26 protein-coding genes are annotated in these 24,645 nt (G+C 71.7%); 18 read left to right on the top strand and 8 right to left on the bottom strand.

Annotated elements, in window-relative coordinates:
- The first annotated feature begins 39 nt into the window (after window positions 1–39).
- The 9 genes from VA596_RS29320 (at window position 40) to VA596_RS29280 (ending at window position 11,543) form a co-directional block, all read left to right on the top strand.
- On the top strand, window positions 40–1,584 hold the full coding sequence (locus VA596_RS29320) for a UDP-N-acetylmuramoyl-L-alanyl-D-glutamate--2,6-diaminopimelate ligase (protein WP_323331637.1): 1,545 nt from the start codon (window positions 40–42) through the stop codon (window positions 1,582–1,584).
- Window positions 1,581–3,083: a UDP-N-acetylmuramoyl-tripeptide--D-alanyl-D-alanine ligase gene (locus VA596_RS29315; protein ID WP_323331409.1), complete on the top strand. Its 1,503-nt coding sequence runs from the start codon at window positions 1,581–1,583 to the stop codon at window positions 3,081–3,083. The genes VA596_RS29320 and VA596_RS29315 overlap by 4 nt, the downstream gene beginning before the upstream one ends.
- The gene (mraY, locus tag VA596_RS29310; RefSeq protein ID WP_323331408.1) at window positions 3,080–4,156 is read left to right on the top strand and encodes a phospho-N-acetylmuramoyl-pentapeptide-transferase; all 1,077 of its coding nucleotides are present in this window, start codon (window positions 3,080–3,082) and stop codon (window positions 4,154–4,156) included. Before VA596_RS29315 ends, mraY begins: the two co-directional genes overlap by 4 nt.
- A 1-nt stretch (window position 4,157) precedes the next feature.
- Window positions 4,158–5,564, top strand: coding sequence for a UDP-N-acetylmuramoyl-L-alanine--D-glutamate ligase (gene murD / locus VA596_RS29305; RefSeq protein ID WP_323331407.1), 1,407 nt, complete (start codon window positions 4,158–4,160; stop codon window positions 5,562–5,564).
- Window positions 5,551–7,050 carry a putative lipid II flippase FtsW gene (ftsW, locus tag VA596_RS29300; protein ID WP_323331406.1) on the top strand — a complete coding sequence of 500 codons (1,500 nt, stop codon included), beginning with the start codon at window positions 5,551–5,553 and terminating at the stop codon, window positions 7,048–7,050. The genes murD and ftsW overlap by 14 nt, the downstream gene beginning before the upstream one ends.
- Complete coding sequence (gene murG, locus VA596_RS29295; RefSeq protein WP_323331405.1) at window positions 7,047–8,171, top strand: undecaprenyldiphospho-muramoylpentapeptide beta-N-acetylglucosaminyltransferase; 1,125 nt, start codon at window positions 7,047–7,049, stop codon at window positions 8,169–8,171. The genes ftsW and murG overlap by 4 nt, the downstream gene beginning before the upstream one ends.
- Window positions 8,164–9,561 (top strand): UDP-N-acetylmuramate--L-alanine ligase, encoded by a 1,398-nt coding sequence (gene murC, locus VA596_RS29290; protein WP_323331404.1) that lies wholly within the window; start codon window positions 8,164–8,166, stop codon window positions 9,559–9,561. Before murG ends, murC begins: the two co-directional genes overlap by 8 nt.
- A gap of 4 nt (window positions 9,562–9,565) precedes the next feature.
- The gene (locus VA596_RS29285; RefSeq protein ID WP_323331403.1) at window positions 9,566–10,396 is read left to right on the top strand and encodes a cell division protein FtsQ/DivIB; all 831 of its coding nucleotides are present in this window, start codon (window positions 9,566–9,568) and stop codon (window positions 10,394–10,396) included.
- A 322-nt stretch (window positions 10,397–10,718) separates the two neighbouring features.
- Window positions 10,719–11,543, top strand: a complete 825-nt coding sequence (locus VA596_RS29280) for an NAD(P)H-binding protein (RefSeq protein ID WP_323331402.1) — start codon at window positions 10,719–10,721, stop codon at window positions 11,541–11,543.
- Here VA596_RS29280 and VA596_RS29275 read toward each other — a convergent pair.
- From VA596_RS29275 to VA596_RS29260, 4 genes are all read right to left on the bottom strand, one after another.
- Window positions 11,540–11,686 carry a hypothetical protein gene (locus VA596_RS29275; protein WP_323331401.1) on the bottom strand — a complete coding sequence of 49 codons (147 nt, stop codon included), beginning with the start codon at window positions 11,684–11,686 and terminating at the stop codon, window positions 11,540–11,542. The two genes, VA596_RS29280 and VA596_RS29275, sit on opposite strands and share 4 nt — an antisense overlap.
- Window positions 11,687–11,763: 77 nt before the next feature.
- Entirely contained in the window at window positions 11,764–12,747 is a 984-nt protein-coding gene (locus VA596_RS29270) for a LuxR C-terminal-related transcriptional regulator (RefSeq protein ID WP_323331400.1), read from the bottom strand.
- 116 nt (window positions 12,748–12,863) lie between these two features.
- Window positions 12,864–13,592 (bottom strand): hypothetical protein, encoded by a 729-nt coding sequence (locus VA596_RS29265; protein WP_323331399.1) that lies wholly within the window; start codon window positions 13,590–13,592, stop codon window positions 12,864–12,866.
- Window positions 13,593–13,681: 89 nt separating this feature from the next.
- The gene (locus VA596_RS29260; protein ID WP_323331398.1) at window positions 13,682–14,857 is read right to left on the bottom strand and encodes an MFS transporter; all 1,176 of its coding nucleotides are present in this window, start codon (window positions 14,855–14,857) and stop codon (window positions 13,682–13,684) included.
- Between the two features lie 81 nt (window positions 14,858–14,938).
- On the opposite strand from VA596_RS29260, the gene VA596_RS29255 reads away from it, so the two are divergent.
- The 4 genes from VA596_RS29255 to VA596_RS29240 all read left to right on the top strand — a co-directional run bounded on the left by VA596_RS29255 (window position 14,939) and on the right by VA596_RS29240 (window position 17,077).
- On the top strand, window positions 14,939–15,478 hold the full coding sequence (locus tag VA596_RS29255) for a CGNR zinc finger domain-containing protein (protein ID WP_323331397.1): 540 nt from the start codon (window positions 14,939–14,941) through the stop codon (window positions 15,476–15,478).
- A gap of 75 nt (window positions 15,479–15,553) precedes the next feature.
- The gene (locus VA596_RS29250) at window positions 15,554–15,718 is read left to right on the top strand and encodes a hypothetical protein (protein WP_323331396.1); all 165 of its coding nucleotides are present in this window, start codon (window positions 15,554–15,556) and stop codon (window positions 15,716–15,718) included.
- Window positions 15,715–16,239: a DUF6879 family protein gene (locus VA596_RS29245; protein ID WP_323331395.1), complete on the top strand. Its 525-nt coding sequence runs from the start codon at window positions 15,715–15,717 to the stop codon at window positions 16,237–16,239. Before VA596_RS29250 ends, VA596_RS29245 begins: the two co-directional genes overlap by 4 nt.
- Window positions 16,205–17,077, top strand: a complete 873-nt coding sequence (locus tag VA596_RS29240) for a helix-turn-helix domain-containing protein (protein ID WP_323331394.1) — start codon at window positions 16,205–16,207, stop codon at window positions 17,075–17,077. Before VA596_RS29245 ends, VA596_RS29240 begins: the two co-directional genes overlap by 35 nt.
- A 511-nt stretch (window positions 17,078–17,588) precedes the next feature.
- Here VA596_RS29240 and VA596_RS29235 read toward each other — a convergent pair.
- Both VA596_RS29235 and VA596_RS29230 read right to left on the bottom strand, forming a co-directional pair.
- Window positions 17,589–18,023 (bottom strand): OsmC family peroxiredoxin, encoded by a 435-nt coding sequence (locus tag VA596_RS29235; protein WP_323331393.1) that lies wholly within the window; start codon window positions 18,021–18,023, stop codon window positions 17,589–17,591.
- Entirely contained in the window at window positions 18,010–18,468 is a 459-nt protein-coding gene (locus VA596_RS29230; protein WP_323331392.1) for a MarR family winged helix-turn-helix transcriptional regulator, read from the bottom strand. Before VA596_RS29230 ends, VA596_RS29235 begins: the two co-directional genes overlap by 14 nt.
- Window positions 18,469–18,550: 82 nt before the next feature.
- Between VA596_RS29230 and VA596_RS29225 the strand changes: the two genes are divergently transcribed.
- On the top strand, window positions 18,551–19,057 hold the full coding sequence (locus tag VA596_RS29225; protein WP_323331391.1) for a DinB family protein: 507 nt from the start codon (window positions 18,551–18,553) through the stop codon (window positions 19,055–19,057).
- Here the strand turns inward: VA596_RS29225 and VA596_RS29220 are convergent.
- Window positions 19,044–19,820 carry a DUF1295 domain-containing protein gene (locus VA596_RS29220; protein WP_323331390.1) on the bottom strand — a complete coding sequence of 259 codons (777 nt, stop codon included), beginning with the start codon at window positions 19,818–19,820 and terminating at the stop codon, window positions 19,044–19,046. The two genes, VA596_RS29225 and VA596_RS29220, sit on opposite strands and share 14 nt — an antisense overlap.
- Window positions 19,820–21,091 carry a cyclopropane-fatty-acyl-phospholipid synthase family protein gene (locus VA596_RS29215; protein WP_323331389.1) on the bottom strand — a complete coding sequence of 424 codons (1,272 nt, stop codon included), beginning with the start codon at window positions 21,089–21,091 and terminating at the stop codon, window positions 19,820–19,822. Before VA596_RS29215 ends, VA596_RS29220 begins: the two co-directional genes overlap by 1 nt.
- Before the next feature lie 82 nt (window positions 21,092–21,173).
- Here VA596_RS29215 and VA596_RS29210 point away from each other — a divergent pair, with 82 nt between their 5' ends.
- The 4 genes from VA596_RS29210 to VA596_RS29195 are packed head-to-tail and all read left to right on the top strand — an operon-like array spanning window position 21,174 to window position 24,532.
- Window positions 21,174–22,442, top strand: a complete 1,269-nt coding sequence (locus VA596_RS29210) for an NAD(P)/FAD-dependent oxidoreductase (RefSeq protein WP_323331388.1) — start codon at window positions 21,174–21,176, stop codon at window positions 22,440–22,442.
- Window positions 22,436–23,170: a DUF1365 domain-containing protein gene (locus VA596_RS29205; protein WP_323331636.1), complete on the top strand. Its 735-nt coding sequence runs from the start codon at window positions 22,436–22,438 to the stop codon at window positions 23,168–23,170. Before VA596_RS29210 ends, VA596_RS29205 begins: the two co-directional genes overlap by 7 nt.
- Window positions 23,163–23,771, top strand: coding sequence for an ECF RNA polymerase sigma factor SigK (gene sigK / locus VA596_RS29200; RefSeq protein WP_323331387.1), 609 nt, complete (start codon window positions 23,163–23,165; stop codon window positions 23,769–23,771). Before VA596_RS29205 ends, sigK begins: the two co-directional genes overlap by 8 nt.
- Window positions 23,768–24,532, top strand: coding sequence for an anti-sigma factor (locus VA596_RS29195; RefSeq protein ID WP_458364020.1), 765 nt, complete (start codon window positions 23,768–23,770; stop codon window positions 24,530–24,532). The genes sigK and VA596_RS29195 overlap by 4 nt, the downstream gene beginning before the upstream one ends.
- Window positions 24,533–24,645: the final 113 nt, after the last annotated feature.

Raw genomic sequence — 24,645 nt, 5'->3', positions numbered from 1 at the left:
TCCGTGTCCTCGTCCAGTTCCCCGGTGCCGGAAAGCCCGGTGAAAGCGGTCCCCGCACCGCCGCGCCCGGCGCGCATCGTCCCGGTCCCGCTGGCGACGCTGCTCGCCAGGGCGGACGCCCGGCTGATCGCCGACTCGCCCGACGCCGCCGACCTCACCGTCACCGGCACCACCCTGCGGGCGCAGCACGTGCTGCCCGGCGACCTGTTCGCCGCGCTGCCCGGCGCCCGCGCGCACGGCGCCGACTTCAGCGACCAGGCGATCGCCGCCGGCGCCGTCGCGGTCCTCACCGACGCCGAAGGGGCCGAGCGGCCCGCGCTGCGCGACGCCGGCGTCCCGATCCTCGTGCACGCCGACCCGCGCGCCGCCCTCGGCGAGATCGCCGCCTGGATCTACGGCGAGCCGTCGCTGCGGCTGTCCGTGCTCGGCGTCACCGGCACCTCCGGCAAGACCACCACCTCCTACCTGGTCGACGCCGGGCTGGAGGCCGCCGGGCTGACCACCGGCATGATCGGCACGGTCGAGACCCGCATCGCCGGCGAACGGCTGGTCAGCGGGTTCACCACGCCGGAGGCCCCGGACCTGCAGGCGCTGTTCGCGGTGATGCTCGAACGCGGCGTCACGCACGTGCCGATGGAGGTCTCCAGCCACGCGCTCGCGCTGGGCCGGGTCAACGGCACCCGGTTCGCGGTCGGCGCGTTCACCAACCTCTCCCAGGACCACCTGGACTTCCACAAGGACATGCAGGAGTACTTCGCCGCGAAGTCGCTGCTGTTCGACGGCCGCTCCACCACCGAGGTCGTCGTGGTCGACAGCGCGTGGGGGCAGGCGCTGCTCACCCCGCAGACGATCACCGTGAGCACCGACCCGGGCACCGACGCCGCGTGGAAGGCCACCGACCTGGAGGCCACCCCGCACGGTGAGCAGACGTTCACCCTGCACGGCCCGGACGGTGTCTCGGCGCCGGCGCGGATCCCGCTGCCCGGCGAGTTCAACGTCGCCAACGCCGTGCTCGCCGCCGCGATCCTGAGCACGGCCGGGGTGGGCTTGGAGCACATCGTCACCGGGCTCGCCCAGGTGCAGGTGCCGGGCCGGATGGAGCGGGTGCACGTCGGCCAGGACTTCACCGCCGTCGTCGACTACGCCCACAAGCCGGCCGCGGTCGCCCAGGGCCTGGACGCGCTGCGGGCGCGGGCCGAGGGCCGGATCATCACCGTGCTCGGCTGCGGTGGCGACCGGGACACCGCGAAGCGCCCGATGATGGGCGAGGCGGCGGCCCGCCGCAGCGAGGTCCTGATCGTCACCGACGACAACCCGCGGTCCGAAGACCCCGCGGCCATCCGGGCCGCGATGCTGGCCGGCGCCCGCGGTGTCGGCCCCGCCGAGGGCGGCGAGATCGTCGAAATCGGCGACCGCCGCGAGGCCATCGCCCACGCCGTGGCGCTGGCCGCGCCGGGCGACATCGTCTTCATCGCCGGCAAGGGGCACGAGACCGGCCAGGAGGCCGGCGGCGTCGTGCACCCGTTCTCCGACCGCGACGAGCTGGCCGCGGCCATCCGCAACAAACTCGAGGTGAGTGTGTGATCGTGCTCAGCCTGGCCGAGATCGCCGACGTCGTCGGCGGCCGGCTGCACCGCGCCGACCCGGGCGCGCAGGTGACCGGCAGCGTGGAGTTCGACACCCGGCAGCTCGTCCCCGGCGGCCTGTTCGTGGCCCTGCCGGGGGAGAAGGTCGACGGCCACGACTTCGCGGCCAAGGCCGCCGAGTCCGGCGCGGTCGCCGTGCTCGCCGCCCGTGAGGTCGACGCGCCCGCGATCGTCGTGCCGCCCCTGGCGCCCGGCGAGGCGCACGAGCGGTCGGTCGCGCTGACCGGCGACAAGGACGGCTCCGGCGCCGCGGTGCTGGCCGCGCTGGCCAAGCTCGCCCGGTTCGTCGTGCAGCGCCTGGCCGAAGGAAACCTGACCGTCGTCGGCGTCACCGGCTCGTCGGGCAAGACGTCGACCAAGGACGTCATCGCCCAGCTGCTCGAGCCGCTCGGCCCGACGGTCGCGCCGCCCGGGTCGTTCAACAACGAGCTGGGCCACCCGTGGACCGCGCTGCGGGCCGACGCGCAGACCCGGCACCTGGTGCTGGAGCTGTCCGCGCGCGGGCCGGGGCACATCGCCCACCTCGCCGAGATCGCCCCGCCGAAGATCGGCGTCGTGCTGAACGTCGGCACCGCGCACGTCGGCGAGTTCGGCTCCCGCGAGGGCATCGCGAAGACCAAGGGCGAGCTGGTCGAGGCCCTGCCCGAGGACGGCGTCGCGATCCTGAACCTGGACGACCCGCTGGTCGCGGCCATGGCGAGCCGGACGAAGGCCCGCGTGGTGTTCGTCGGCGAGAGCCCGTCCGCGCAGGTCCGCGCGGAGAACATCACCCTCGACGGCGAGGCCCGCGCGTCCTTCCGGCTGGTCACCCCGGCCGGCGAGGCGGACGTGACGCTGCCGCTGCACGGAGAGCACCACGTCGGCAACGCGCTGTCCGCCGCGGCGGTCGCCCTGGAGCTGGGCGCGACCCCGGCGGCGATCGCCGCGGTGCTCTCGTCGCTCGAACGGCGGTCCGCGCGGCGCATGGAGGTCGTCACCCGCGAAGACGGCGTCACGATCCTCAACGACTCCTTCAATGCCAACCCGGAGTCGATGCGGGCCGGCCTGAAGGCGCTCGCCGCGATGACGCGGGAGAGCGGCCGCCGGTCCTGGGCCGTGCTCGGCGTGATGGGCGAGCTCGGCGCGGACGCGGTCACCGCGCACGACGAGATCGGCCGGCTCGTCGTGCGGCTCAACATCGCCAAGCTCGTCGTGATCGGCCCCGAGGCGGCGGCCATGCACCAGGGGGCCCACCAAGAGGGTTCCTGGGGCGAGGAGTCGGTCCTGGTACCCGACGTCGAGGCCGCCGCCGCCCTGCTGCATGATCAGCTCCGTCCCGGGGACGTCGTGCTGGTCAAGGCCTCCAAGGCCGCCGGTCTCTGGCGTGTCGCCGAAGCCCTGCTCGAACCCCGGGAAACCGACAACTCCGAAACACGCTCGAACGGTGGTGACGCGTGATCAGCATCCTGATCGCGGCCGCGGCGGGCCTGCTGGTCTCCATCATGCTCACGCCCTACCTCATCCGGGTCTTCTCCCGGCAGGGCTTCGGGCAGGAGATCCGCGAGGAAGGCCCCCAGGGACACAAGTCCAAGCGCGGTACCCCGACCATGGGCGGTGTCGCGATCATCATCGCGATGGTCGTCGGGTACTTCGCCGCGCACCTGATCAACTGGATGGTCAACTCCAAGAGCGGCGCGCCGACGGTCTCCGGGCTGCTCGTGCTGATGCTCGCCGTGGGGCTGGGCGTCGTCGGGTTCCTCGACGACTTCATCAAGATCCGCAAGCAGCGCAACCTCGGGCTGAACAAGACCGCGAAGCTGGTCGGCCAGCTGGTGGTCACGGTCGCCTTCGCGGTCCTCGCGCTGAACTTCCCGAACGAGCAGGGCATCACGCCGGCGTCGGAGAGCCTCTCCTACGCCCGTGACCTCGCGCTGATCACGTTCCCGTCGATCATCTTCGTGATCTTCTGCTACATCGTGATCTCGGGCTGGTCGAACGCGGTGAACTTCACCGACGGCCTCGACGGCCTGGCGGGCGGCTCGGCGGCGATGGTGCTGGCGACCTACGTGGTCATCTCGTTCTGGCAGGAGCGGCTGTCCTGCGCGAACGGCCCGGCGCAAGCCTGTTACTACGTGCGGGACCCGCTGGACCTGGCGGTGGTCGCCGCGGCGGCGACCGGCGCGTGCGTCGGGTTCCTCTGGTGGAACGCGGCCCCGGCGAAGATCTTCATGGGCGACACCGGTTCGCTGGCCCTCGGCGGCCTGGTCGCCGGGCTGTCGATGACCACCCGCACCGAGCTGCTCGCCATCGTCATCGGCGGCCTGTTCATGGTCGAGATGATCTCGGTGGTCGCGCAGATCGCGGTCTTCCGGACGACCCGGCGAAGGCTGTTCCGGATGGCGCCCTTCCACCACCACTTCGAGCTCGCCGGGTGGGCCGAAACCACGGTGATCATCCGGTTCTGGTTGCTGTCGGCGATCTGCTGCATGTTCGGGCTCGGCCTGTTCTACAGCGAGCAGCTCGGAGGCTGACGTGGATTTGGCCGGTCGTCACGTCCTCGTCGCCGGTGCGGGTGTCACCGGCAAGTCGATCGTCCCCGTGCTGACGGAGCTGGGCGCGCGCGTCACCGTCACCGACGGCAACGCCGAGCGGCTCGCCGAGCTGGAGGGCCTGGGCGCCGAGCTGGTGCCCGGGCTGAGCGAGCCCCCCGAGGGGACCGCGCTGGTCGTCACCAGCCCCGGCTGGCGGCCGACGTCGCCGCTGCTGGTGGCCGCCGCCGAGGCGGGGGTCGAGGTCATCGGCGACGTCGAGCTGGCCTGGCGGGTCGGGCAGCTGCGCGAGCACCCGCCGTCGTGGCTGGTGATCACCGGCACCAACGGCAAGACGACCACGGCCGGCATGCTCGAGTCGATCCTCAAGGGGGGCGGCGCCCACGCCGTGGCCTGCGGGAACATCGGGTACGCGGCCCTGGACGCCGTCCAGGCCGGGTACGACGTGCTGGCCGTGGAGCTCTCGAGCTTCCAGCTGCACTGGTCCTCGACGCTGGCGCCGGACGCCGCCGTGGTGCTGAACCTGGCCGAGGACCACATCGACTGGCACGGCTCGATGGACGAGTACGCCGACGCCAAGGGGCGGGCCTACACCCACGCCAAGATCGTCGTGCACAACGCCGACGACGAATGGTCCGTGAAGATCGCCGACGACCACGCGCCCGAGGACGCCCGGCGCGTGGCGTTCCGGCTGGACACGCCGTCCGTCGGCGAGCTGGGCCTGGTCGAGGACCTGCTGGTCGACCGCGCGTTCGTCGCCGACCCGGCGACCAGCGCCGAGGAGCTGGCCACGCTGGCCGACGTCCGCCCGGCCGGCCCGCACAACGTCTCCAACGCCCTCGCCGCGGCCTCGCTGGCCCGCGCCCACGGCGTCACGCCCGGCGCCGTGCTGAAGGGCCTTCGCGAGTACCAGCCGGCCCCGCACCGGGCCGTCGAGGTCGCCGAGGTGGCCGGCGTCCGGTACGTCAACGACTCGAAGGCGACCAACCCGCACGCGGCCGCCGGGTCGCTGCGCGCGCACGAAAGCATCGTCTGGATCGCCGGGGGCCAGCTCAAGGGCGCCTCGGTGGACGAGCTGGTGATCACCATCGCGAACCGCTTGCGCGGAGTTGTGCTACTCGGTGTCGATTCACCCGTGATCGCCGCCGCGGTTGCGCGACACGCGCCGGATGTCCCGGTGAACAGCCTCCGTCCGGGTGACCATGAACCCATGACTGCGGCGGTGAGTGCGGCCAGCGCGATGGCCCGGCCAGGTGACGTGGTGCTGCTCGCACCCGCCGCGGCGTCGTTGGACATGTTCCGCAACTACGGCGAGCGCGGCGACGCGTTCGCCGCGGCGGTGCACGTCCTCCGCGACGACGCAGCGGGGGCGCCGAGTGACGGTCACTGAGCCCAAGCCCTCCGCCGCCCCGAAGCGGCCGCGCCGGGAGCGCAAGGAAAGCGGCTTCGTCGCCTTCCGCACCGCGCTGACCGCGTGGCTCTCGCGCCCGCTGGCCTCGTTCCACCTCGTGCTCGCCCTCACCGGCGTGCTCACCGTCATCGGCGTCGTCATGGTGCTCTCGGCGTCGTCGGTCGACTCCTACAACCCGAAGACCGGCAGCGGCGTCTACGCGCAGTTCACCAAGCACCTGATCTTCGTCGCGCTCGGCGGGGTCGTGTTCTGGCTGGGCATGCGGGTCAAGCTGGAGCGGATCCGGCGGATGTCGGCCACCGCGACGGTCGTCTGCCTCGGCCTGCTGGTGCTGGTGCTGACCCCGCTGGGCTCGACCGTGAACGGCTCGCAGGGCTGGTTCCGGCTCGGCGAGTTCACGTTCCAGCCGGTCGAGGCCGCGAAGGTCGCGCTCGCGTTCTGGGGCGCGCACATCCTGGTGATCAAGTACAACGTGATCCACCAGTGGCGGCACCTGCTGGTGCCGGTGGTGCCGATCGCGCTGCTGATGTTCGCCCTGGTCATGCTGCAGCCCGACCTCGGCGGCACGGTGACGCTGGCCGTGGTGCTGCTGGCCCTGCTGTGGTTCGCCGGCGCGCCGAAACGGCTGTTCGGCGTCATCCTCGCGGGCGGCCTGGCCGGTGTCCTCGTGCTGGCCCTGATCGCGCCCTACCGCCTCGTGCGCGTGATGTCGTTCCTCTCGCCGGACGCCGACACGAGCGCCGCGGGCTTCCAGGCCAACCAGGCCAAGCTGGCGCTGGCCGACGGCGGCCTGCTCGGGAAGGGCCTCGGCCAGGGCGCGTCCAACTGGGGCTACCTGCCGAACGTGCAGAACGACTTCATCTTCGCCCTGATCGGCGAGGAGCTCGGGCTGGTCGGCTGCGTCGTCGTGCTCGCGCTGTTCGCCGGGGTCGCCGTCGTGGGCCTGCGGATCGCCACCCGCAACATCGACCCGTGGATCCGGATCGTCTCCGGCACGCTGACCGTGTTCCTCGTGGCGCAGGCCGGCATCAACATCGGCTACGTCGTCGGCCTGCTGCCCGTCACCGGCGTCACGCTGCCGCTGATCTCCTACGGCGGCACCTCGCTGGTGATCACCATGCTCATCATGGGCGTGCTCGCGAACGCCGCCCGGCACGAACCGGAGGCGGTGGCCGCGCTGCGGACACAGGGGCCGGGTAAATTCGGGCGTCTGCTGCGGCTGCCCGCACCCGACCCGTACCGCCCGCCCGCCACGCGCAAGGGGGCGACGCGCAACGGGGCGAAGGCGGCCAGGCCCGCGCCCCGTGCGGCGCGGCCCGCCCCGGCGCAGGAACGGCGCAAGTCGGTCCGCGAGCCGGTGCGCCGCAGCGCGGCACGGCAGAGCACGGCCACGTCCCGCGGGGCCGCGCGGACAACAGCGAGCCGTGGTACCCGGAGTACCGCGAACCGGAGAGGTCATTGGTGAGTAAGCCCGTCAAGGGAACCGAGCGATCCGCCGCAGGCAGGCCGCCCGTGGTCGTGGTCGCCGGTGGTGGCACCGCAGGACACATCGAACCCGCACTCGCCCTGGCCGACGCCGTCATGCGGCTGCGCCCGGACGCGACGGTGGTCGCGCTCGGCACCGAGCGCGGCCTGGAGAACAAGCTCGTCCCCGCCCGCGGGTACGCGCTGGAGCTGATCCCGCCGGTGCCGCTGCCCCGCAAGCCGACGCCGGAGCTGCTGCGGCTGCCGCTGAAGGTCCGGGACTCGGTGCGCCGGACCCGTGAGGTCCTGGAGCGGGTCGGCGCGGACGTCGTCGTCGGCTTCGGCGGTTACGTCGCCCTCCCGGCCTACCTCGCCGCGCGCGGGCGCACCCCGATCGTCGTGCACGAGGCCAACCAGTCGCCGGGCCTGGCCAACAAGGTCGGCGCGCGGTTCGCCGCGCGGGTCGCGGTCGCCGTCCCCGGCACGCCGCTGCCGAAGGCCGAGGTCGTCGGGATCCCGCTGCGGCGGTCGATCACGTCGCTCGACCGGGCCGCGCTGCGCGCCGAGGCCCGCAAGCACTTCGGGCTGGACCCGGACGCGCCGACGCTGCTGGTGTTCGGCGGCTCGCAGGGCGCGCAGTCGATCAACAGCGCGGTGTCCGGCGCGGCGAAGGAGCTGGCCGACGCCGGCATCGGCGTGCTGCACGCGCACGGCCCGAAGAACACCCTGGTCGTGCAGGAGTTCCCGGGGAAGCCGGCCTACGTGCCGGTGCCCTACCTGGAGCGGATGGACCTGGCGTACGCGGCGGCCGACGTCGCCGTGTGCCGCTCGGGCGCGATGACCGTCGCCGAGGTGACGGCGGTCGGGCTGCCCGCGGTGTTCGTCCCGCTGCCGCACGGCAACGGCGAGCAGGCCACCAACGCCCGCCCGGCGGTGACCGCGGGTGCGGCGCTGATGGTCGAGGACGCCGACCTCACCGCGGCGAAGATCGCCGAGCTGGTGGTCCCGCTGACCGTCGACGCCGACCGGGTCGCGAAGATGGGCGCGGCGGCGGTCGGCATGGGCCACCGCGAAGCCGACGAACTGCTCGCCAAGATCGTCCTGGAGGCCGCAGGTGCCTGAGCTCCCCGAAGAACTGCGCCGCGCGCACCTGATCGGGATCGGCGGCGCCGGCATGTCCGGCATCGCGCGGATCCTGCTGGCCCGTGGGGCCTTCGTCTCGGGCTCGGACGCCAAGGAGTCCCGCGCGCTGCTGTCGCTGCGGGCCCAGGGTGCCGAGCTGTTCATCGGCCAGAGCGCTGCGAACATCTCCGCGCTGGCCGAGCCGCCGTCCGCGGTCGTCGTCTCGACGGCGATCAAGGAGACCAACCCCGAGCTGGCCGCGGCCCGCGCCGCCGGGATCCCGGTGCTGCACCGGGCGCAGGCGCTGGCCGGGCTGATGGAAGGCCACCGCGTCGCCTGCATCGCGGGCACGCACGGCAAGACGTCGACGACGTCGATGCTCACGGTGGCGCTGCAGCACTGCCGGCTCGACCCGTCGTTCGCCATCGGCGGCGACCTCAACGAGTCCGGCGCCAACGCCCACCACGGCGAGGGCGGCGTCTTCGTCGCCGAAGCCGACGAGAGCGACGGCTCGTTCCTGACCTACTCGCCGTCGGTCGCGGTCGTGACCAACGTCGAGCCGGACCACCTGGACCACCACGGCACCGCCGAGGCCTACACCAAGGTGTTCACCGAGTTCGTCGGCCGGATCGTGCCGGGCGGGCTGCTGATCGTCTGCGGTGACGACCCCGCGGCCGACGACCTGGGCAACCAGGCCGCGGACCTGGGTGTGCGCGTCCGCCGTTACGGCCGCACGGTCACCGGTGAAGGCGACGCCCGCATCCTCGACTACACGCCGGCACCGGACGGCGGCGTCGTTCGCCTGGAACTCGACGGTTCGGAGCTTTCGGTGCGGGTCGCGGTGCCGGGTGAGCACATGGCGCTCAACGCGGTCGCCGCGCTGCTCGCCGGGCTCGAGCTGGGCGCGCCCGCTGCCGAGCTGGCGGACGGGCTGGCCGCGTTCGGCGGGGTGCGCCGCCGGTTCGAGTTCAAGGGCCGCTCCGGCGACGTCCGCGTCTACGACGACTACGCCCACCACCCGACCGAGGTGGCCGCGCAGCTGCGCGCGGTGCGGACCGCCGCCGGCACCGGCCGGGTCGTCGTCGTGTTCCAGCCGCACCTGTACTCGCGGACCAAGCTGTTCTCGGCGGAGTTCGCTGCGGCGTTGTCGCTGGCGGACGAGGTCGTCGTGCTGGACGTCTACGGCGCACGCGAGGAGCCGGAGCCGGGCGTGAACGGCGCGCTGATCGCGGACGCCGTGACCGTGCCGGTGCACTACGAGCCCGCGTTCGACGTCGCCGCCGGCCTGGTCGCCGGGCTGGTCAAGGGCAACGACCTGGTCGTCACCATGGGCGCCGGCGACGTGACGCAGCTGGGCCCGGAGATCCTCGCCGAGCTGGACGAGCGCTGAGGCCATGAGTTCGACCAGCCAGCGGCGCCGTCCGTCCGAAGAGGACGAACGGGATCGTGCTGCCCTGGTGCGGGAGCGGCGGGGGCGGCGCTCGGACGAGGAGCGCCGCCGGACCCGCGCCACCACCCGCCCCAGCCCGCGCACGCGCCCCAACCGGCGGGCCGAGATCCGCCGGCGCTGGGTGGCGCTGCTCAGCGTGCTGACCGTGATCGCGCTGGTGTACCTGCTGTTCTTCAGCTCGATGCTGGGGGCGAAGGACGTCTCGGTCACGGGTTCGCGCACGGTGACGGCCGACCAGATCCGCGCGGCGGCGGCCGTCCCCGTCGACAAGCCGCTGCTGCGGCTGAGCACCGACGAGATCCGCGACCGGGTCGCGGCGATGCCGGGCATCGCCACGGTCGAGGTGTCCCGCTCGTGGCCGAGCACGGTCGAGATCACGGTCACCGAGCGCACGGCGATCGCGTTCTTCGACAGCGGCCCGGGCGGCGACGGAGTCCACCTGGTCGACGGCGGCGGCGTGGTCTTCAAGACGGTGCCCGCGCGCCCCGCGGGCCTCCCGGAGTTGAAGCTGCCGAAGGTCTCGGCGGACGACCCGGTGACCCGCGCGGTCACGGCGGTTCTGGGCGTGATCCCGGAGCAGCTGCTCAAGCAGGTCACCACGGCAACGGCGAAGACCCCGGCGAGCGTGGAGTTCACGCTGTCGAGCGGCAAGATCGTCCGCTGGGGAACCGCGGAGCAGACGGACCGCAAGGCCAAGGTCCTGGCGGCATTGCTGACCCAGGACGGCAAGGTCTACGACGTGGCGGCACCTGAGCTGCCGACGATCACTTCCTGACGCACGGCAGCGAAGCCTCGCGGCGACGTACGACTCCAAGAGATCGAGGTGGCCGACGTTGTACGCCCACGAGACCTCGCCGCGGCAGCTCACCTGAAGCCAGAGCGGAAGCCGGAAGAAAGATCCACCGGCGCGCCGACCAGCGGCGTCTCCGGGAAGCCGTCTTTGGCCAGACCGCAGACGAGGCACGCATCGCAGGCCGGATACCGCAGGAACACCTCGTCCGCGACGCCCGATCCGGACCAAGGTCCCCAAAACTCCGTGCACCCCATTCTCGTATGCCGTACGATCTCGTACGGCATACGAAACCGAGGAGGGTGTCATGACGATTCTGGTGACCGGGGCGACCGGCAGCGTCGGGCGGCTGGTCGTGGACGAACTGCTGGCCGTCGGTCAGTCCGTGCGGGCGCTGACCGTCGATCCCGGACGGGCAAGACTCCCCAGAGAGGCCGAGGTGGTCGTCGGGTCACTCGCGAAGCCGGAAACGTTGCCGCTCGAGGGGATCGACGCCGTCTACCTCGCGCCGATGGCCCGGACCGTGCGGCAGTTCTGCGAGCGGGCGGCCGATGCCGGTGTCGAACGGGTCGTCGCGCTCTCCGGTAGCAGTGTCGGTGACGGACACGAAGCCTCCAGCGGCAACGCCTACGCCGTCGTCGAAGGCGAGGTCGAGAAAGCCGGCTTCGCGTGGACCTTCCTGCGTCCCGGGTCCTTCATGGACAACACCCTCGACTGGGCCGGCATGATCCGCGCCGGCGAGGTGCGGATGGCTTACGGCGACTCGACGCAGACGCCGATCGACCTCGGGGACATCGCCGCCGTCGCCGCTCGTGTGCTCACCACCGACGGGCACGTCGGCGCCACGTACGTCCTCAGTGGACCGGAGGCGATCAGCCTGCGCGGCCAGGTCGAAACCCTCTCCACCGTGCTGGGCAAGGACATCCGGTTCCACGAGCTGACGCCGGACGAGCAACGCGCGCAGTGGCTCGGCTACGGCCTCCCCGAGCAGGTCGCCGACTGGCTGCTGACCGGCTTCGAGGCGACCGCCCGCCACCCGCAGGTGCCGACCGGGGTCGTCGAGGACCTGTTGGGACGGCCGGGAACGACCTACGCCGAGTGGGTCGCAGCGCGCCGGGCGCAGTTCGCCTAGCCGGCGCAGGGAACGCGGTCCCAGATGTTGTTGTCGGGGCAGGCCGCGAGGGCCGGCGGCGCGGCGGAGGCCGCCGGGACGACGGTGAACGCGGCGGCGATCGCCACGACGACGGGAAGCGTGATGCGGGCGAGCGTGGCCACGGTCGGCTCCTGGGTGCGCGGGGGAGTGCGGACGTACCGATTGTGACCGCCGCGGCACTGGCAGAAACCCGGGATCTTCAGATCCAGCCGCGTTCCTTGGCCAGCAGCGCCGTCTGGAACCGGTTGCCCGCGCCGAGCTTGAGCATCAGGTCGGCGACGTGCTTGCGGAAGGTCCGGACCGACACGCCCATCTCGCGGGCGCCGAGCTCGTCCTTGTCCGCCTGGCAGAGGATGGCCAGCACCTGCTTCTCCGTGGTGCTCAGCCCGGATCGCGCGGCGGTGTCGGCGGCGCCCACCGGCGTCGCCTGCCGCCAGACGCGCTCGAACAGGCTCACCATGCTCGCGACCAGGCCCGGCTGGGCGACGACGACGGCGCCGCTCTTGCTGTCCTCGACGTCGATCGGGGCGACGAACACCGAGCGGTCGTAGAGGATCAGCCGTTCGAGATCGGTGCCCTCGGCGGTGCGGACCTCGGCGCCGTGCGCGCACAGGTCGAGCAGGTAGGCGCGGGTCCGGTCGTCCTCGAGGATCTCGGCCCGCACCACCGTGCGCATCCGGACACCGCGGCGCAGGCAGCGCAGGTCGAGCGGCCGGGCGGCGGAGATCGTCTCGGGCGTCCACGGCCCGCCCGGCTGCAGGCCCATGATTTCGGTGCGGGCGAAGAACGACAGCTCGTCGAGCTTCTCCCGGATGTGGTCGATGCCCTGGATGTGCTGGATCTCGGGCCGGGACGCGCGGCTCGCGGTGGCCGTGAAGTCCTCGCTCAACGAACGGATCCGGCTGCGGCACGCGTCGAGCCGCGACACCTGCTCCCGCAGCCGGCCGATTTCGACCGCGATCAGGTTCTCCAGCGCGATCGCCGGGTCCAGCGCGTCGAAGGTCTGCGTGTCGGCCTGCCGCACCAGCCCGAGCCGGACGAGCTCGCGGACGATCCCGGCGGTTTCCGCGCGGTCGAGGTGCAGGGATTCGGCGAGACCGGCGACCGTCACGGTCTTTTCCCGCAGGCAACGGCGGTACGCCAGCTCGGCGGTTTCGTCGAGCCCGAGGTCCGCGAGGCTCATGGATCGCTCCCCTGGGTAGCTGCCCAAGGGCGTACGGTAGCAGTTTCGGATTACCCCGGCAGCGGCCATACCAGGGCGAGAACGGGGGAAACGGCACGGATTTCGGTGACGCTCCGTCAGCGCCGCAGGAACTCGGCGCGGACCTCCCGGACGGTGTCGGCGACGTCGGCGGTGCCGTCCAGCACCCGGACGTCGAGGGCGCCGAACTCGGCGAACATCAGCTCCCGCAGGTCCTTCTGGTAGGCGACGAAGCCGTCGCGCGTCGGGCGGGCGCCGTAGTGGGACAGCGGGCCGAGCCCGCAGCCGTACCCGCGCCGCCACGCCTTCTCCGGCGCGATGTCGAGGTAGAAAACCCTCGTGGGCTGGGGAAAACTCCGCCACCAGTCGAACATCGGGTTGTCCGCGACCCCGGAGAGCCGGCACTGGGCGAGCATCTTGTAGTAGTACGAGTCGACGACGACCGGGCGGCCGTCGCCGACCTGGGTCAGCCGGTCGCGCAGGTGGATCACCGCGGTCTGCAGCAGCGCGGCGAGGAAGTCGGGGGAGTACGCCGCGCCGAGCCCGGGCAGCACCCGGGTGTCGAGCTCGCGGCGCAACCGGGCGATCAGCTCCTGGCCGGGGCCGAGCAGCGCCTGGTCGAAGGACAGGACGTGGGCGTCCTCCCGCAAGGCGCCGAACGCGCTCGGGTCGCCCGCGCGGTCACCGCCCACCAGGACGACGAACTCGGCGGCGCCGGGCACCCGGTCACGGCCGGTGTCCACGCTGTGCAGCCGGCCGATCGGCCGCGCGAGAGCGCGGGCGGTCGCGCCGCCGTCGATGCTGGTCAAGCCGCCGTGTGCTGTCATGGCACCCTCCGGAACCCAGCGTCCCAGCCGGGCGGCAGGTGCGGCGGCTCGCCGTCCGTCAGGTTCCTGCAGCCCCGCTGCAGGAAGTTTCACGCCCGGGTGCGGGTCATCCCGGCCAGGGCGAGCAGCGGCAGCACGCCGGCGAAGACGGCGACGGCCGTCCAGCCGCCGAGGTGGTAGGCGATCGAGCCGGCCTGCGAGCCGATCGCGCCGCCGACGAAGAACGTCGCCAGGTAGATGCTGTTGATCCGGGCGCGGGCCGACGGGTCGAGCTGGTAGATCGTGTGCTGGCCGACGACGAGGGTCGCCTGCACCGCCGCGTCGATCGCGATCGCGGCGATCGCGAGCAGGACGACGCTGTGCGCGCCGAACCCGGCGACCGCGAAAGCCGCGGCGCACACGATGAACGCGGTCGTGGTGAGCCGCCGGCTGTGCCCCTGGTCGGCCCAGCGCCCGGCGAGCGGCGCGATCAGGGCCCCGCCCGCGCCGGCGAGCGCGAACAGGCCGACGCCGAGCTGGGAGTAGTTGAACGGCGGGGCCGTCAGCACGAACGCGATGGTCGTCCAGAAAGCGCTGAAGGCGCCGTACATCGCGGACTGGAAGAGCGCGCGGTGGCGCAGCGCGGGGTGTTTCCGCACCATCGCCAGCGTCGAGCGGATCAGCTGCCCGTAGCCGACGTCGGTCTTGGGTGCCCGCTTCGGCAGGCTGAAGCGCAGCACGAGCGCGAGCACGGCCATCGCCACGGCGGAGATGAGGAAGACCACGCGCCAGCTCGTGACCTCCGCGAGGAAGCTGGCGATCACGCGCGAGAGCAGGATGCCGAACACGAGCCCGCTGACCACGCGCCCGACGATCCGGCCGCGGATGTGGTCCGGGGCCAGGTCGGCGGCGAACGGGATGAGGATCTGCACGACCACCGACGTCGTCCCGACGAGCAGGGAAGCCAGCAGCAGCACGGCGAACCCGGGCGCGAGCCCGGTGACGACGAGGCCCGCGCAGGCGACGCCGAGCAGGGTGGAGACGAGTGTGCGGTTCTCGAGCCGGTCGCCGAGCGGGACGAGCAGCAGCATGCCCGCGGCGTAGCCGATCTGCGTCGCGGTGACGACCCCGCCGGCGGCCGCCTCGCCGACGCCGAACGTGTGCCGCAGCTCCGCGAGCAGCGGCTGGGCGTAGTACAGGTTGGCGACGGTCAGTCCACAAGAGACGGCCAGGAGCAGCACGAGCCAGCCGGGTGGTGCTTCCTGCTGCGGCTTCGTCTCGGTCATCTTCACCCCAGAACTCCGGCACCGGTTTGATCGGTTCCCGACGGTACCAGTCAAACCGGTTCCCGAGGTATGGTGACGTGCATGACAGAGCGGTTCCGGTCGGGCGCGGGCAGGCTGTGCCTCGATTTCGTGCGCACGCTGCGGTATCGGGGCACGTCCGATGCTACGGACGAGCTGCCGGACGGGGCTTCCTTGCGCGCGTGGATCGAGGAGTTCGGCAAGATCGGAGAGGCCGCCGTGCCGGAAGCCGCGGTCCGCGACGCCCGGACGCTGCGCGAAGCGATCCACGAGCTGCTCACCGAAGCTTCGGTGCGTCCCGCGGTGCGCCGGCGCCTGAACCGTTTCGCCGCCGCACCGGCCCCGGCGCCCTCACTCACGCCGTCGGGCGAACTCCGTTGGCGCGCCGAGGATCCCGCGTCGGCGATGTTCTCGTTGCTGGCTCGAGATGCCTTGGACCTGGTGACGTCCCCGGCGTTCGACCGGGTCCGCCACTGCGCGGGCCCGCGCTGCGGGGCGCTGTTCCTGGACACGTCGAGGCCGGGGACCCGGCGGTGGTGCTCGATGGACGTCTGCGGGAACCAGGCGAAGAAGTCGACTTATCGAGCCAAAGCCGCCCACTGAGTCAGGTTATGCGGATACGCGACTAGACTCTGAGTGACGTTGTATACACGTTGAGTTGCCGCTACCGTCCAGGTCATGAAGCTGAAGAAGCTCGCCGGCGACTGCGAATACGACAACTGCCCGGCGGTGCACCTGACCGACCGCGGAAGCGTCATCGTCATCGGTACGACGGTCGCCGACCGGGCCGGGCGAGGAAGCGGTGGAGCTGCCGTTGCGGATGCTGGAGGAGGCCATGGGTGAGCTCGGGCGCTGAGCGGATCGCCGCGCTCTTCCGGGACTTCACGACGTCGGCGTTCCGGCTCGAACTCCGGCAGACCTACAAGATCCCCGAAGAGCAGGAGCGGCTCGCGGGTTACCTGGCCGGGAAGCCGAAGCCGATCGTCGATGCTCCTTGGCGTCGTGCGGTGAAAGCTAAGACCGGTGCCGGGGCTTCGATGCTGCGGGCGAAAGTCGTCCGGCGGCCGCTGACCGACTACACCCGGTTCCTGATGGCCTGGGGCATCCCCGACAACATCGAAGCGGGGGAGCAGTACCGGATCGTCGACGACACCGACCGGCGGCTGGACCTGCCCGACCACGACTTCTGGTTCTTCGACGACGAGTACGTCGTTCGCCTGGACTTCGCCTCCGACGGCACTTTCCTCGGGCGTGACCTGGTGGAGGATCCCGACCTCGGGCGATACCGTGCGTGGCGGGACGAAGTTTCGAGTCACGGGGTGCCTTTCGGTGAGTGGACCGCTGGAGCCGGACCTGCAGGCTGATCAACGTGCGACGCTCGCCGGCTCGTTGCGGGAGTTGCGTCGCGCCGCAGGGTTGTCCGGCGAGCGGCTGGCCGCTCGCTGCGCGATGAGCCAGGCGAAGATCAGCCGTATCGAAACCGGGAGGACCCTTCCGTCGGTGGTCGACGTGGAGCAGATCGTCAAGGCGCTGGACGTGCCGGCCGAGGCGGCCGATCGGCTTCTGTCCCTCGCCCGGGTCGCGAACGTCGGGTACACCTCGTGGCGATCGGCAACGCGTGTCGGAAGCTGGCACCGGCAGCGGGAAATCAAGGCGCTGCAGGAGTCGTCTGCCGTGGTCCGGCAGTTCCTGCCCGCCATTCCGAGCGGAATCCTTCAAACGCCCGAATACGCTCGGGCGGCGCTGACTTCCCCGGTGCCGGGTGCGTCCGATCGCGACGTCGAGAAGATGATCGACGTGCGCATGGGCTGGAAGTCGAATTTGGCCGATTCCGGCCGGGCATTCAAGTTCGTCTTGACCGAACAGGCGGTCGTCTGGAGGCGGGCTCCGCTCGAGATCATGATCGGCCAACTCGAGCACATGGCGGATCTTTCGGCGCTCGATACGGTCGACCTGGCTGTCGTGCCGAAGGAAGCGGCGGTCTTCGCCGCGCCCTTGAACGTCTTCGTGATCTATGACGAGAGGCTGGTCACGGTCGAGCTCTTCTCGGGTGGTGTGGCGTTGCGTGATCCCCGTGATGTCGCATATCACCTCGAGCTGTTCGCCTTCTTCCGGGCGCGGGCGCTCGAGGGTGGCGAGGCAACCGGATTCCTCCGGTCGGCCGCCGACGATTTCAGGCGAGAACGGCGAACCGGAAAATAATGCGTACACGCGACTGGCTCTCGCGCACGGCGAACAAGTGGTTTTAGGTTTCCGGTATGGAAAACATCACCCGCACTTGTGGCGACTGCGCCGGAAAGGGCTGCGGCGGCTGCGATGGCATCGGCACGATCACCATTGTCGAAGACTGACCCGTTGCTGCGCCCCGGCCTCGTCCCCGAGGAGTTCCGGTTCGGTACCCGGACCCAGGTCTTCTACAGCGCGCCCTATCCGGCCGAAGGTCCCGTACATACAACCGATTCCCGAGGAAGGGCGGTCTGGCTGTACATGTACGCACACTTCGTCTTCTGCTGGGCCGAAGGTGCGTCGCAGGTCCTCGTCAGTCACGGAACGCTGGCCGGACCCAGGATGACTCTGTGGACCGACGTCAAGATCGCCGGGCGCTGGTCCGGAGTGGTGCTGGCGGACTTCGGGCGGGCCTGGGCGACCGAACACCTGGGCAAGTATGCGAAAGGCCGCCCAGCCTGAGCTGAGCGGCCAGTCGACGCAGACCTCAGACGAGGGCCGCGTCCAGGGTGATCGTCGTGCCGGCCAGGGCCTTCGACACCGGGCACGTCTTCTCGGCCGTCTCCGCGTACTCCGCGAACTGCTCCGCCGTGACGCCTTCCAAGGCAGCGCGCAGGGTGATCGCGATGCCGCTGATCTCGAAGCCGCCGCCGGCGGCCGGGCCGAGGGTGACCTCCGCGCTCACGTCGATCGAGTCCGCCGTCAGCTTCTGGGCCTCCAGCACGCCCGAGAGGTTCATCGCGAGGCACGACGAGTGCGCCGCGGCGATGAGCTCTTCCGGGCTGGTCTGGCCGTCCGGGTTGCCCGCGCGGGTCGGGAACGAGACGGAGAACGTGCCGGCGTTGGACGAGTCCAGGGTGACCTCGCCCTTCCCCTTCTGCAGTCCGCCGGTCCAGTGGGTGGTCGCGTCACGGCTGGGCATCATGGCCTCCAGGTGGGTACGCGGCGGCTGACGCAGTCAGCCGCCGCAGGGTTTCGATCAGGTGGTGCCGTTCGGTGTCGTCGAGGCCCAGTGCGCAGCCGATGGCCGGGGGGACGCCGGTGGCGCGCTCGCGCGTCGCCCGGCCCTCCTCGGTCAGGCTGACCACCACGGTGCGTTCGTCCGCGGGCAGCCGTGTCCGCGTCACCAGCCCGTTGGCCTCGAGTCGCTTGAGCAGCGGGGAAAGCGTGCCGTAGTCCAGGTGCAGCCGCTCGCCGATCTCCTTGACCGGCCGGTCGTCGGACTCCCACAGCACCAGCAGCACCAGGTACTGCGGGTACGTGAGGCCCAGCTCGCCGAGCAGCGGACGGTAGGTGTCCGTCACCGCCCGGTGCGCCGCGTACAGCGCGAAGCAGGCTTGCTCGTCCAGCAGGAACTCGTTGTGCACGTCCGCAAACCTAGCCCACGATTACATCGTGCGCAAGGTATCTGCCCGAAAGTGTCGGACCGCTGTGGCAGAGTCCCGGGACATGACCGAACGACCGGACCGCCCGAAGATCCCGCTCACCGGCGGCGAGCGGGAGATCCTCACCAGCCTGCTCGACTACCACCGCGCCACCGTCGCCTGGAAGAGCGGCGGGCTGAGCCCCGACCAGGCCCGGCGGGTCCACCTGCCCAGCGAGCTGACGACCGTCGCCGGCCTGCTCGCGCACCTCACGCTCAACGAGTGGTTCTGGTTCGCCGTGGTCGTCGACGGCGAGCCGGACACCTGGGAGGAGAAGCTGGCGCAGGACCCGGACGCGGAGTTCCGGGTCGCACCCGACACGACGGTGGAGCAGCTGCTCGCGGACTACGAGGTCCAGTGCGCTCGCAGCCGCGAGATCGTCGCGAAGCACGACCTGGCGGACGAGGTGACGCACAAGGACGAGACGTTCAACGTCCGGTGGGTCCTCGCGCACATGATCGAGGAGACCGCCCGGCACGTCGGCCACCTCGACCTCCTGCGCGAGCTGACCGACGGCCTCACCGGGGAGTGACGCGCTTGGGCGGCAACGGGAAGAACCCGCTGGTGCGCTCGACGTAGTGCGCGTACGCCGGGCGCGTGCGGGCCATTCCCTTCTCCAGCAACGGTTTCCCCGTGCCGCGAGCCAGGGTGAACGTCATCGCGATCGGGGAGAGGATCGTCAGCGCGCCCGGCCACGTCGAGCACGCCAGCAGGTACAGGCCCCACCAGACGCACGCGTCGCCGAAGTAGTTCGGGTGCCGCGTGTAGCGCCACAGCCCGGTGTCGAGCACCTTGCCCTTGTTCGCCGGGTCGGCCTTGAACCGGCGCAGCTGGTCGTCGCCGACCGTCTCGAAGCCGAACCCGACCAGCCACACGGCGACCCCGAGCCAGCCCAGCACGCCGAGCCCGGTGCCGTACTGCGCGAACTGCACCGGCAGCGACACGAAGTACAGCACCACGGCCTGCACCAGGTACACGCGCACGAACATCTTCGCCGGCGAAGCCTTCTTGGCCATCCGCACGTACCGCGGGTCCTCCGGCAGCTTGTGGTTGCGCAGGTGCAGGTGCACCGACAGCCGCACGCCCCAGACCACGGTCAGCGCCGTGACCACCAGCCGCAGCGGGAGCGGCCCGTCGCCGAACGGGAACGCGGCCAGCGCGACGATCGCGAAGCCGAGTCCCCAGAACGTGTCGATCGTGTCGTAGCGCTTGCGCGCCCGCGCGATCCCGAAGGTCACCACCACCGCCACGACCGTGACGCCGGCGGTGACCAGCAGCGTGCCGCCCAGGGGCATCAGAGCCACTCCCGCGTCGCCGGCATGCCGCTGACCCCGTTCACGTCGGGTCGCACGCTCAGGATCTGGTCCACACCCATCCGGTTCTCCTCGAACGCCAGCGCCCCGCCCACCAGGTACAGCCGCCACACCCGCGCGCCGGTCTCCCCGATGAGCGCGACGACGTCGGCCCAGTTCTCCTCCAGGGTGTCGGCCCAGGCGCGCACCGTCCAGACGTAGTGCTCGCGCATCGCGTGGACGTCGCGGACTTCGAGGCCGGCGGTCTCCAGGTGGTCGATCGTCCGGCCGACCGGGCGCATGGTCATGTCGGGGGCGATGTAGCGCTCGATGAACGCGCCGCCGCCGGGGGCGACGTTCCCGCGGGACATCTGCTGGATCAGCACCCGCCCGCCGGGCTTGACCATCTTGTGCAGCGTCGAGGCGTAGGTCGGGTAGTTGACCTCGCCGACGTGCTCGCCCATCTCGATCGACGCGACCGCGTCGAACGGCGCGTCCGGCAGCTCGCGGTAGTCCTGGCGCCGGACCTCGACGCGGTCTTCGAGGTCGTGCTGGGCGAGCCGGCCGCGGATGTGCTGCAGCTGCTCGGCCGAGAGCGTGATGCCGACGGCGTGCACGCCGTGGTGCTTGGCCGCGTGGACCAGCAGCGAACCCCAGCCGCAGCCGATGTCGAGCAGCCGCATGCCCGGGCGCAGGGCGAGCTTCCGGCAGATCATCTCCAGCTTGTCGGACTGCGCCTCGGCCAGGCCGTACCCCGGCTCGTCGGAGGTGAAGTACGCGCTGGAGTAGGCCATCGACTCGTCCATCAGCAACTGGTAGAAGGCGTTGCTCAGATCGTAGTGGTGGGCGATGGCGGACCGGTCGCGCAGCAGGCTGTGCAGCTTTCCGGACAGCCGCGCCTCCTCCGCGGGCGGCTTCGGCGGCAGCCCGAACACGCCGAGCTTCCCGGCGAGCGACGCGGCCTCCGCCCACTCGCGCGGGCCGAGCTTCACCCGGTTCAGCTCACCCGAGCGGGTGAGGGACCAGATCCGGCGGAAGCCGTCGGCGAGATCACCTTCGACGTCGAGGTCACCGGTGACGTAGGCGCGGGCGAGACCCAGCTCACCCGGCGCGAAGAGCAGGCGGCGGAGGGCGCGGCGGTTGCGCAGGACCACGGTGGGCGCGTCCACTGGTCCGGCGCGGGTTCCGTCCCACGTCCGGAGGCCGATGGGGAGCTGCCCGCCGAGGAGCTTTTCGGCGAACGAGGCGAGGCGGTGCGCGGTGCTGTTCGGCATGTCCGGGATTCGCTCCGTCCTGCGTGGTGGATTGGTGCCGCGTTCATCCAATCCACATCGGGCGCGGCGGCGAAGTACCGGTGTGGAGATCACGGGAGAACGCATCGCCGTCATCGGCAGCGGGGTGGCCGGACTGACTGCTGCCTACCTGCTGCAACGCAAGTACGAGGTTCTGCTCTTCGAGGCCGACGACCGCCTGGGCGGGCACGCGCACACCCACGACGTGCCCAGCGCCCACGGCGGCACCATCGGCGTGGACTCCGGCTTCATCGTCCACAACGAGCGCACGTACCCGACGCTGCTGAAGCTGTTCGGCGAGCTCGGGGTGCGCACCCGCGACACCGAGATGTCGATGAGCATCCGCTGCGACGGCTGCGGCCTGCAGTACGCCGGCGCGAAGGGGCTGCCCGGGCTGTTCGCCCAGCGCGGCAACCTCGTCCGCCCGCGCTACGTGCGCATGCTCGCCGAGGTGAAGCGGTTCCACCGGCACGCGAAGCGGCTGCTGGACGCGAAGGATGCCGGAGACGTGACGCTCGGCGCGTTCCTCGCCATCGGCGGCTACACGCGCTACTTCGTCGACCACTTCATGCTGCCGCTGGTCTCGACGGTGTGGTCCGCCGACCGCAGCGACACGCTGCGGTACCCGGCGCGCTACCTGTTCGAGTTCCTGCGCAACCACGGGATGCTGAGCGTCAAGGACTCGCCGTCGTGGCGGACCGTCGTCGGCGGTTCCCGCGAATACGTCGAACGCGCGGCGAAGCAGCTCACCGCCGTGCACCTGTCGACGCCGGTGCGGTCGGTGCTGCGGACCGCCCGCGGCGTGGAAATCCGCGACGACGCCGACACGCGCCACCGCGTCGACCGGGTCGTCATCGCCACGCACGCCGACCAGGCGCTGTCCCTGCTGGCCGGCCCGACCGACGCCGAACGCGACGTGCTCGGCGCGTTCCGCTACTCGGAGAACGAGGCCTGGCTGCACACCGACACCAGCGTGCTGCCGTCGCTGGCCGACGCCCGCGCGGGCTGGAACTACCGGGCCCCGGAGTGCGGCGCCCCGACCGGCGCGGTCCAGGTCAGCTACGACATGAACCGCCTGATGCGGCTGGACGAGCCGACCGGGTACGTCGTCACGCTCAACCCCGGCGACGGCCCCGGCCCGGACTCCCTCGTCGCGAAGATGCGCTACGAGCACCCGGTCTACACCCCGGAAGCCGTTGCGGCGCAACGACGTCTGCCCGAGCTGAACGACGGTGTGGTCGCCTACGCCGGCGCCTACCACGGCTGGGGCTTCCACGAGGACGGCTGCTCGTCGGGCGCCCGCGCCGCCGACAGCCTGGGGGTCGCCTGGTGACGACCGCGCTCTACGACGCCACCGTCGCGCACGTGCGGCGGATCGACCCGCCGCACTCCTTCGCCCACCGCGTGTACCTGTGGCTGGTCGACCTGGACGCGCCGCCGCGGCTGCCGTGGTGGGCGCGCCCGTTCGCCGGCTTCGACCGCCGCGACCACTTCGTCGCGAGCGACGAGCGGGGGATCCGGGAGAAGCTCGACGCGTGGCTCGGCGAGCGCGGGGTCGACCTGCGCGGCGGCAAGGTCGTGATGCTGGCCGCCGCGCGCGTGCTCGGGTACGTGTTCAACCCGATCAGCGTCTACTGGTGCCACGGCCCGGACGGGCGGCTCGAGTGCGTCGTCGCCGAGGTGCACAACACCTACGGCGGCCGCCACGCCTACCTGCTGCGCCCGGACGAGGCCGGGCTCGCCCGCGCGGCCAAGGAGTTCTACGTCTCGCCGTTCCAGGAGATGGACGGCGAGTACCGGATGCGCCTGCCTCACCCGGAAGCCTTGCTCGACATCACGGTGGCGTTGCGCCGTGGGGGCACCACACCCCTGGTCGCTACGCTTCGGGGAGTTCGCCGCCCGGCGAGCCCGCGGTGGCTGGCCCGGCTGGTTCTGGCCCGGCCCCTGCTGCCGCAGCGGGTGTCCGCGCTGATCCGCCGCCACGGCGTCGTGCTGTGGCTGCGGAAGGCGCCGGTCATCCCGCGCACCCCGCAGAACGCCGGAGGACAGCTGCATGGATGACGCGGCCCGCCAGCGCCACATGGCTCCCGTCCCCGAGGACGACGTCCCGGCGGCACCGACCGCCGAGGAGCTGATGGTGCGCGTCGCCAAGGGCGACGAGCGGGCGTTCGAGCTGCTCTACGACCAGTTCTCCGGGCCGATCTTCGGGCTCGTCCGCCGGATCGTGCGCGACTCCGCGCAGTCCGAGGAGGTCGCGCAGGAGGTGCTCGTCGAGCTCTGGCGCACCGCGACGCGGTACGCGCCCGAGAAGGGCTCGGCGCTGAACTGGGCGATGACGCTGGCGCACCGCCGCGCCGTCGACCGCGTTCGCTCGGCGCGCGCCAGCACCGAGCGCGAGCAGAAGGCGACCTTCGAAGCCGCCCGCGGCCGCCCGTTCGACGAGGTGTCCGAATCCGTCACCGCGCGCCTGGAACGCTCCCAGGTCCGCCGGTGCCTGTCCTTCCTGACCGACCTGCAGCGCGAGTCCGTGCTGCTGGCCTACTACCAGGGCTACACCTATCGCGAGGTGGCCGAAGTGCTTTCGACGCCGCAGGGAACCATCAAGACGCGGCTTCGGGACGGCCTGATCCGCCTGCGTGACTGTTTGGGGGTGACCGCGTGAGCACACCGGAGATGCACACGCTGGCGGGCGCGTTCGCGCTCGACGCGGTGTCCGACATCGAGCGCGCGGAGTTCTCGCGCCACCTCGAGCAGTGCGAGTCGTGCGCGGAGGAGGTCGCCGAGCTGCGCGCCACCGCGGCCCGGCTGGGCGCGGCGATGGCCGAGGAGCCGCCGCCGGAGTTCAAGGACCGCGTCATGACGGCCATGCACGCCACCCGGCAGCTGCCGCCGCGCACGCGGCCCGGCTCGGCCGAGCGGCACCGCCGGTCCGGGCGCGCCCCGCGCTGGGCGGTGCTCACGGCGGCCGCGGCGGCCGTCGTCGGCCTCGCCGCGGGCGGGGTGTTCGGCGGGATCGCGCTGACCCAGCAGCAGGAGCTGCAGTCCGCGCAGACCCAGCTCGACCAGGCGAAGGCGCAGTACGCGCCGGTGGCGGCGCTGCTCTCGGCGCCGGACGCGAAGACCGGCCACGGCGTGGCGCCGACCGGCGGCGGCGTGACGGTCGTGCTGTCCCGCTCCCAGAACCGCTTGATGGTGATGGACGCCGGCCTGCCGTCGCAGCCGGGCGGGAAGGTCTACCAGGCCTGGCTGCTCACCGGCACCGAAGCGCCGCGTTCGGCGGGCGTGCTCGCCACCGACAGCGGGCTGGTCGTGGCGGACGGCGTGGGCAACGCCGACAAGGTCGCGGTGAGCGTCGAGCAGGCCGGTGGATCGCCCAGCGGGGCGCCCACGGACGTCCTCATGAGCATGCCCGCGCCCGCCTGATCCGGGTGGTTTCGCGAGCCATAGCAGACGGGGTGCGGGGGCCGCTTCCGGCTCCTCGCTCTTGCGCGCACGAACGTGTTGTGGCAAAACACCTTTGCGACACACGGCGTGCC

It is taken from the genome of Amycolatopsis heterodermiae, from assembly GCF_034929455.1.
GTDB classification, from domain to species: Bacteria; Actinomycetota; Actinomycetes; order Mycobacteriales; family Pseudonocardiaceae; genus Amycolatopsis; species Amycolatopsis heterodermiae.
Note: the sequence above shows the minus strand (reverse complement) of the source record. Positions and strands in the feature narration are given on the sequence as shown.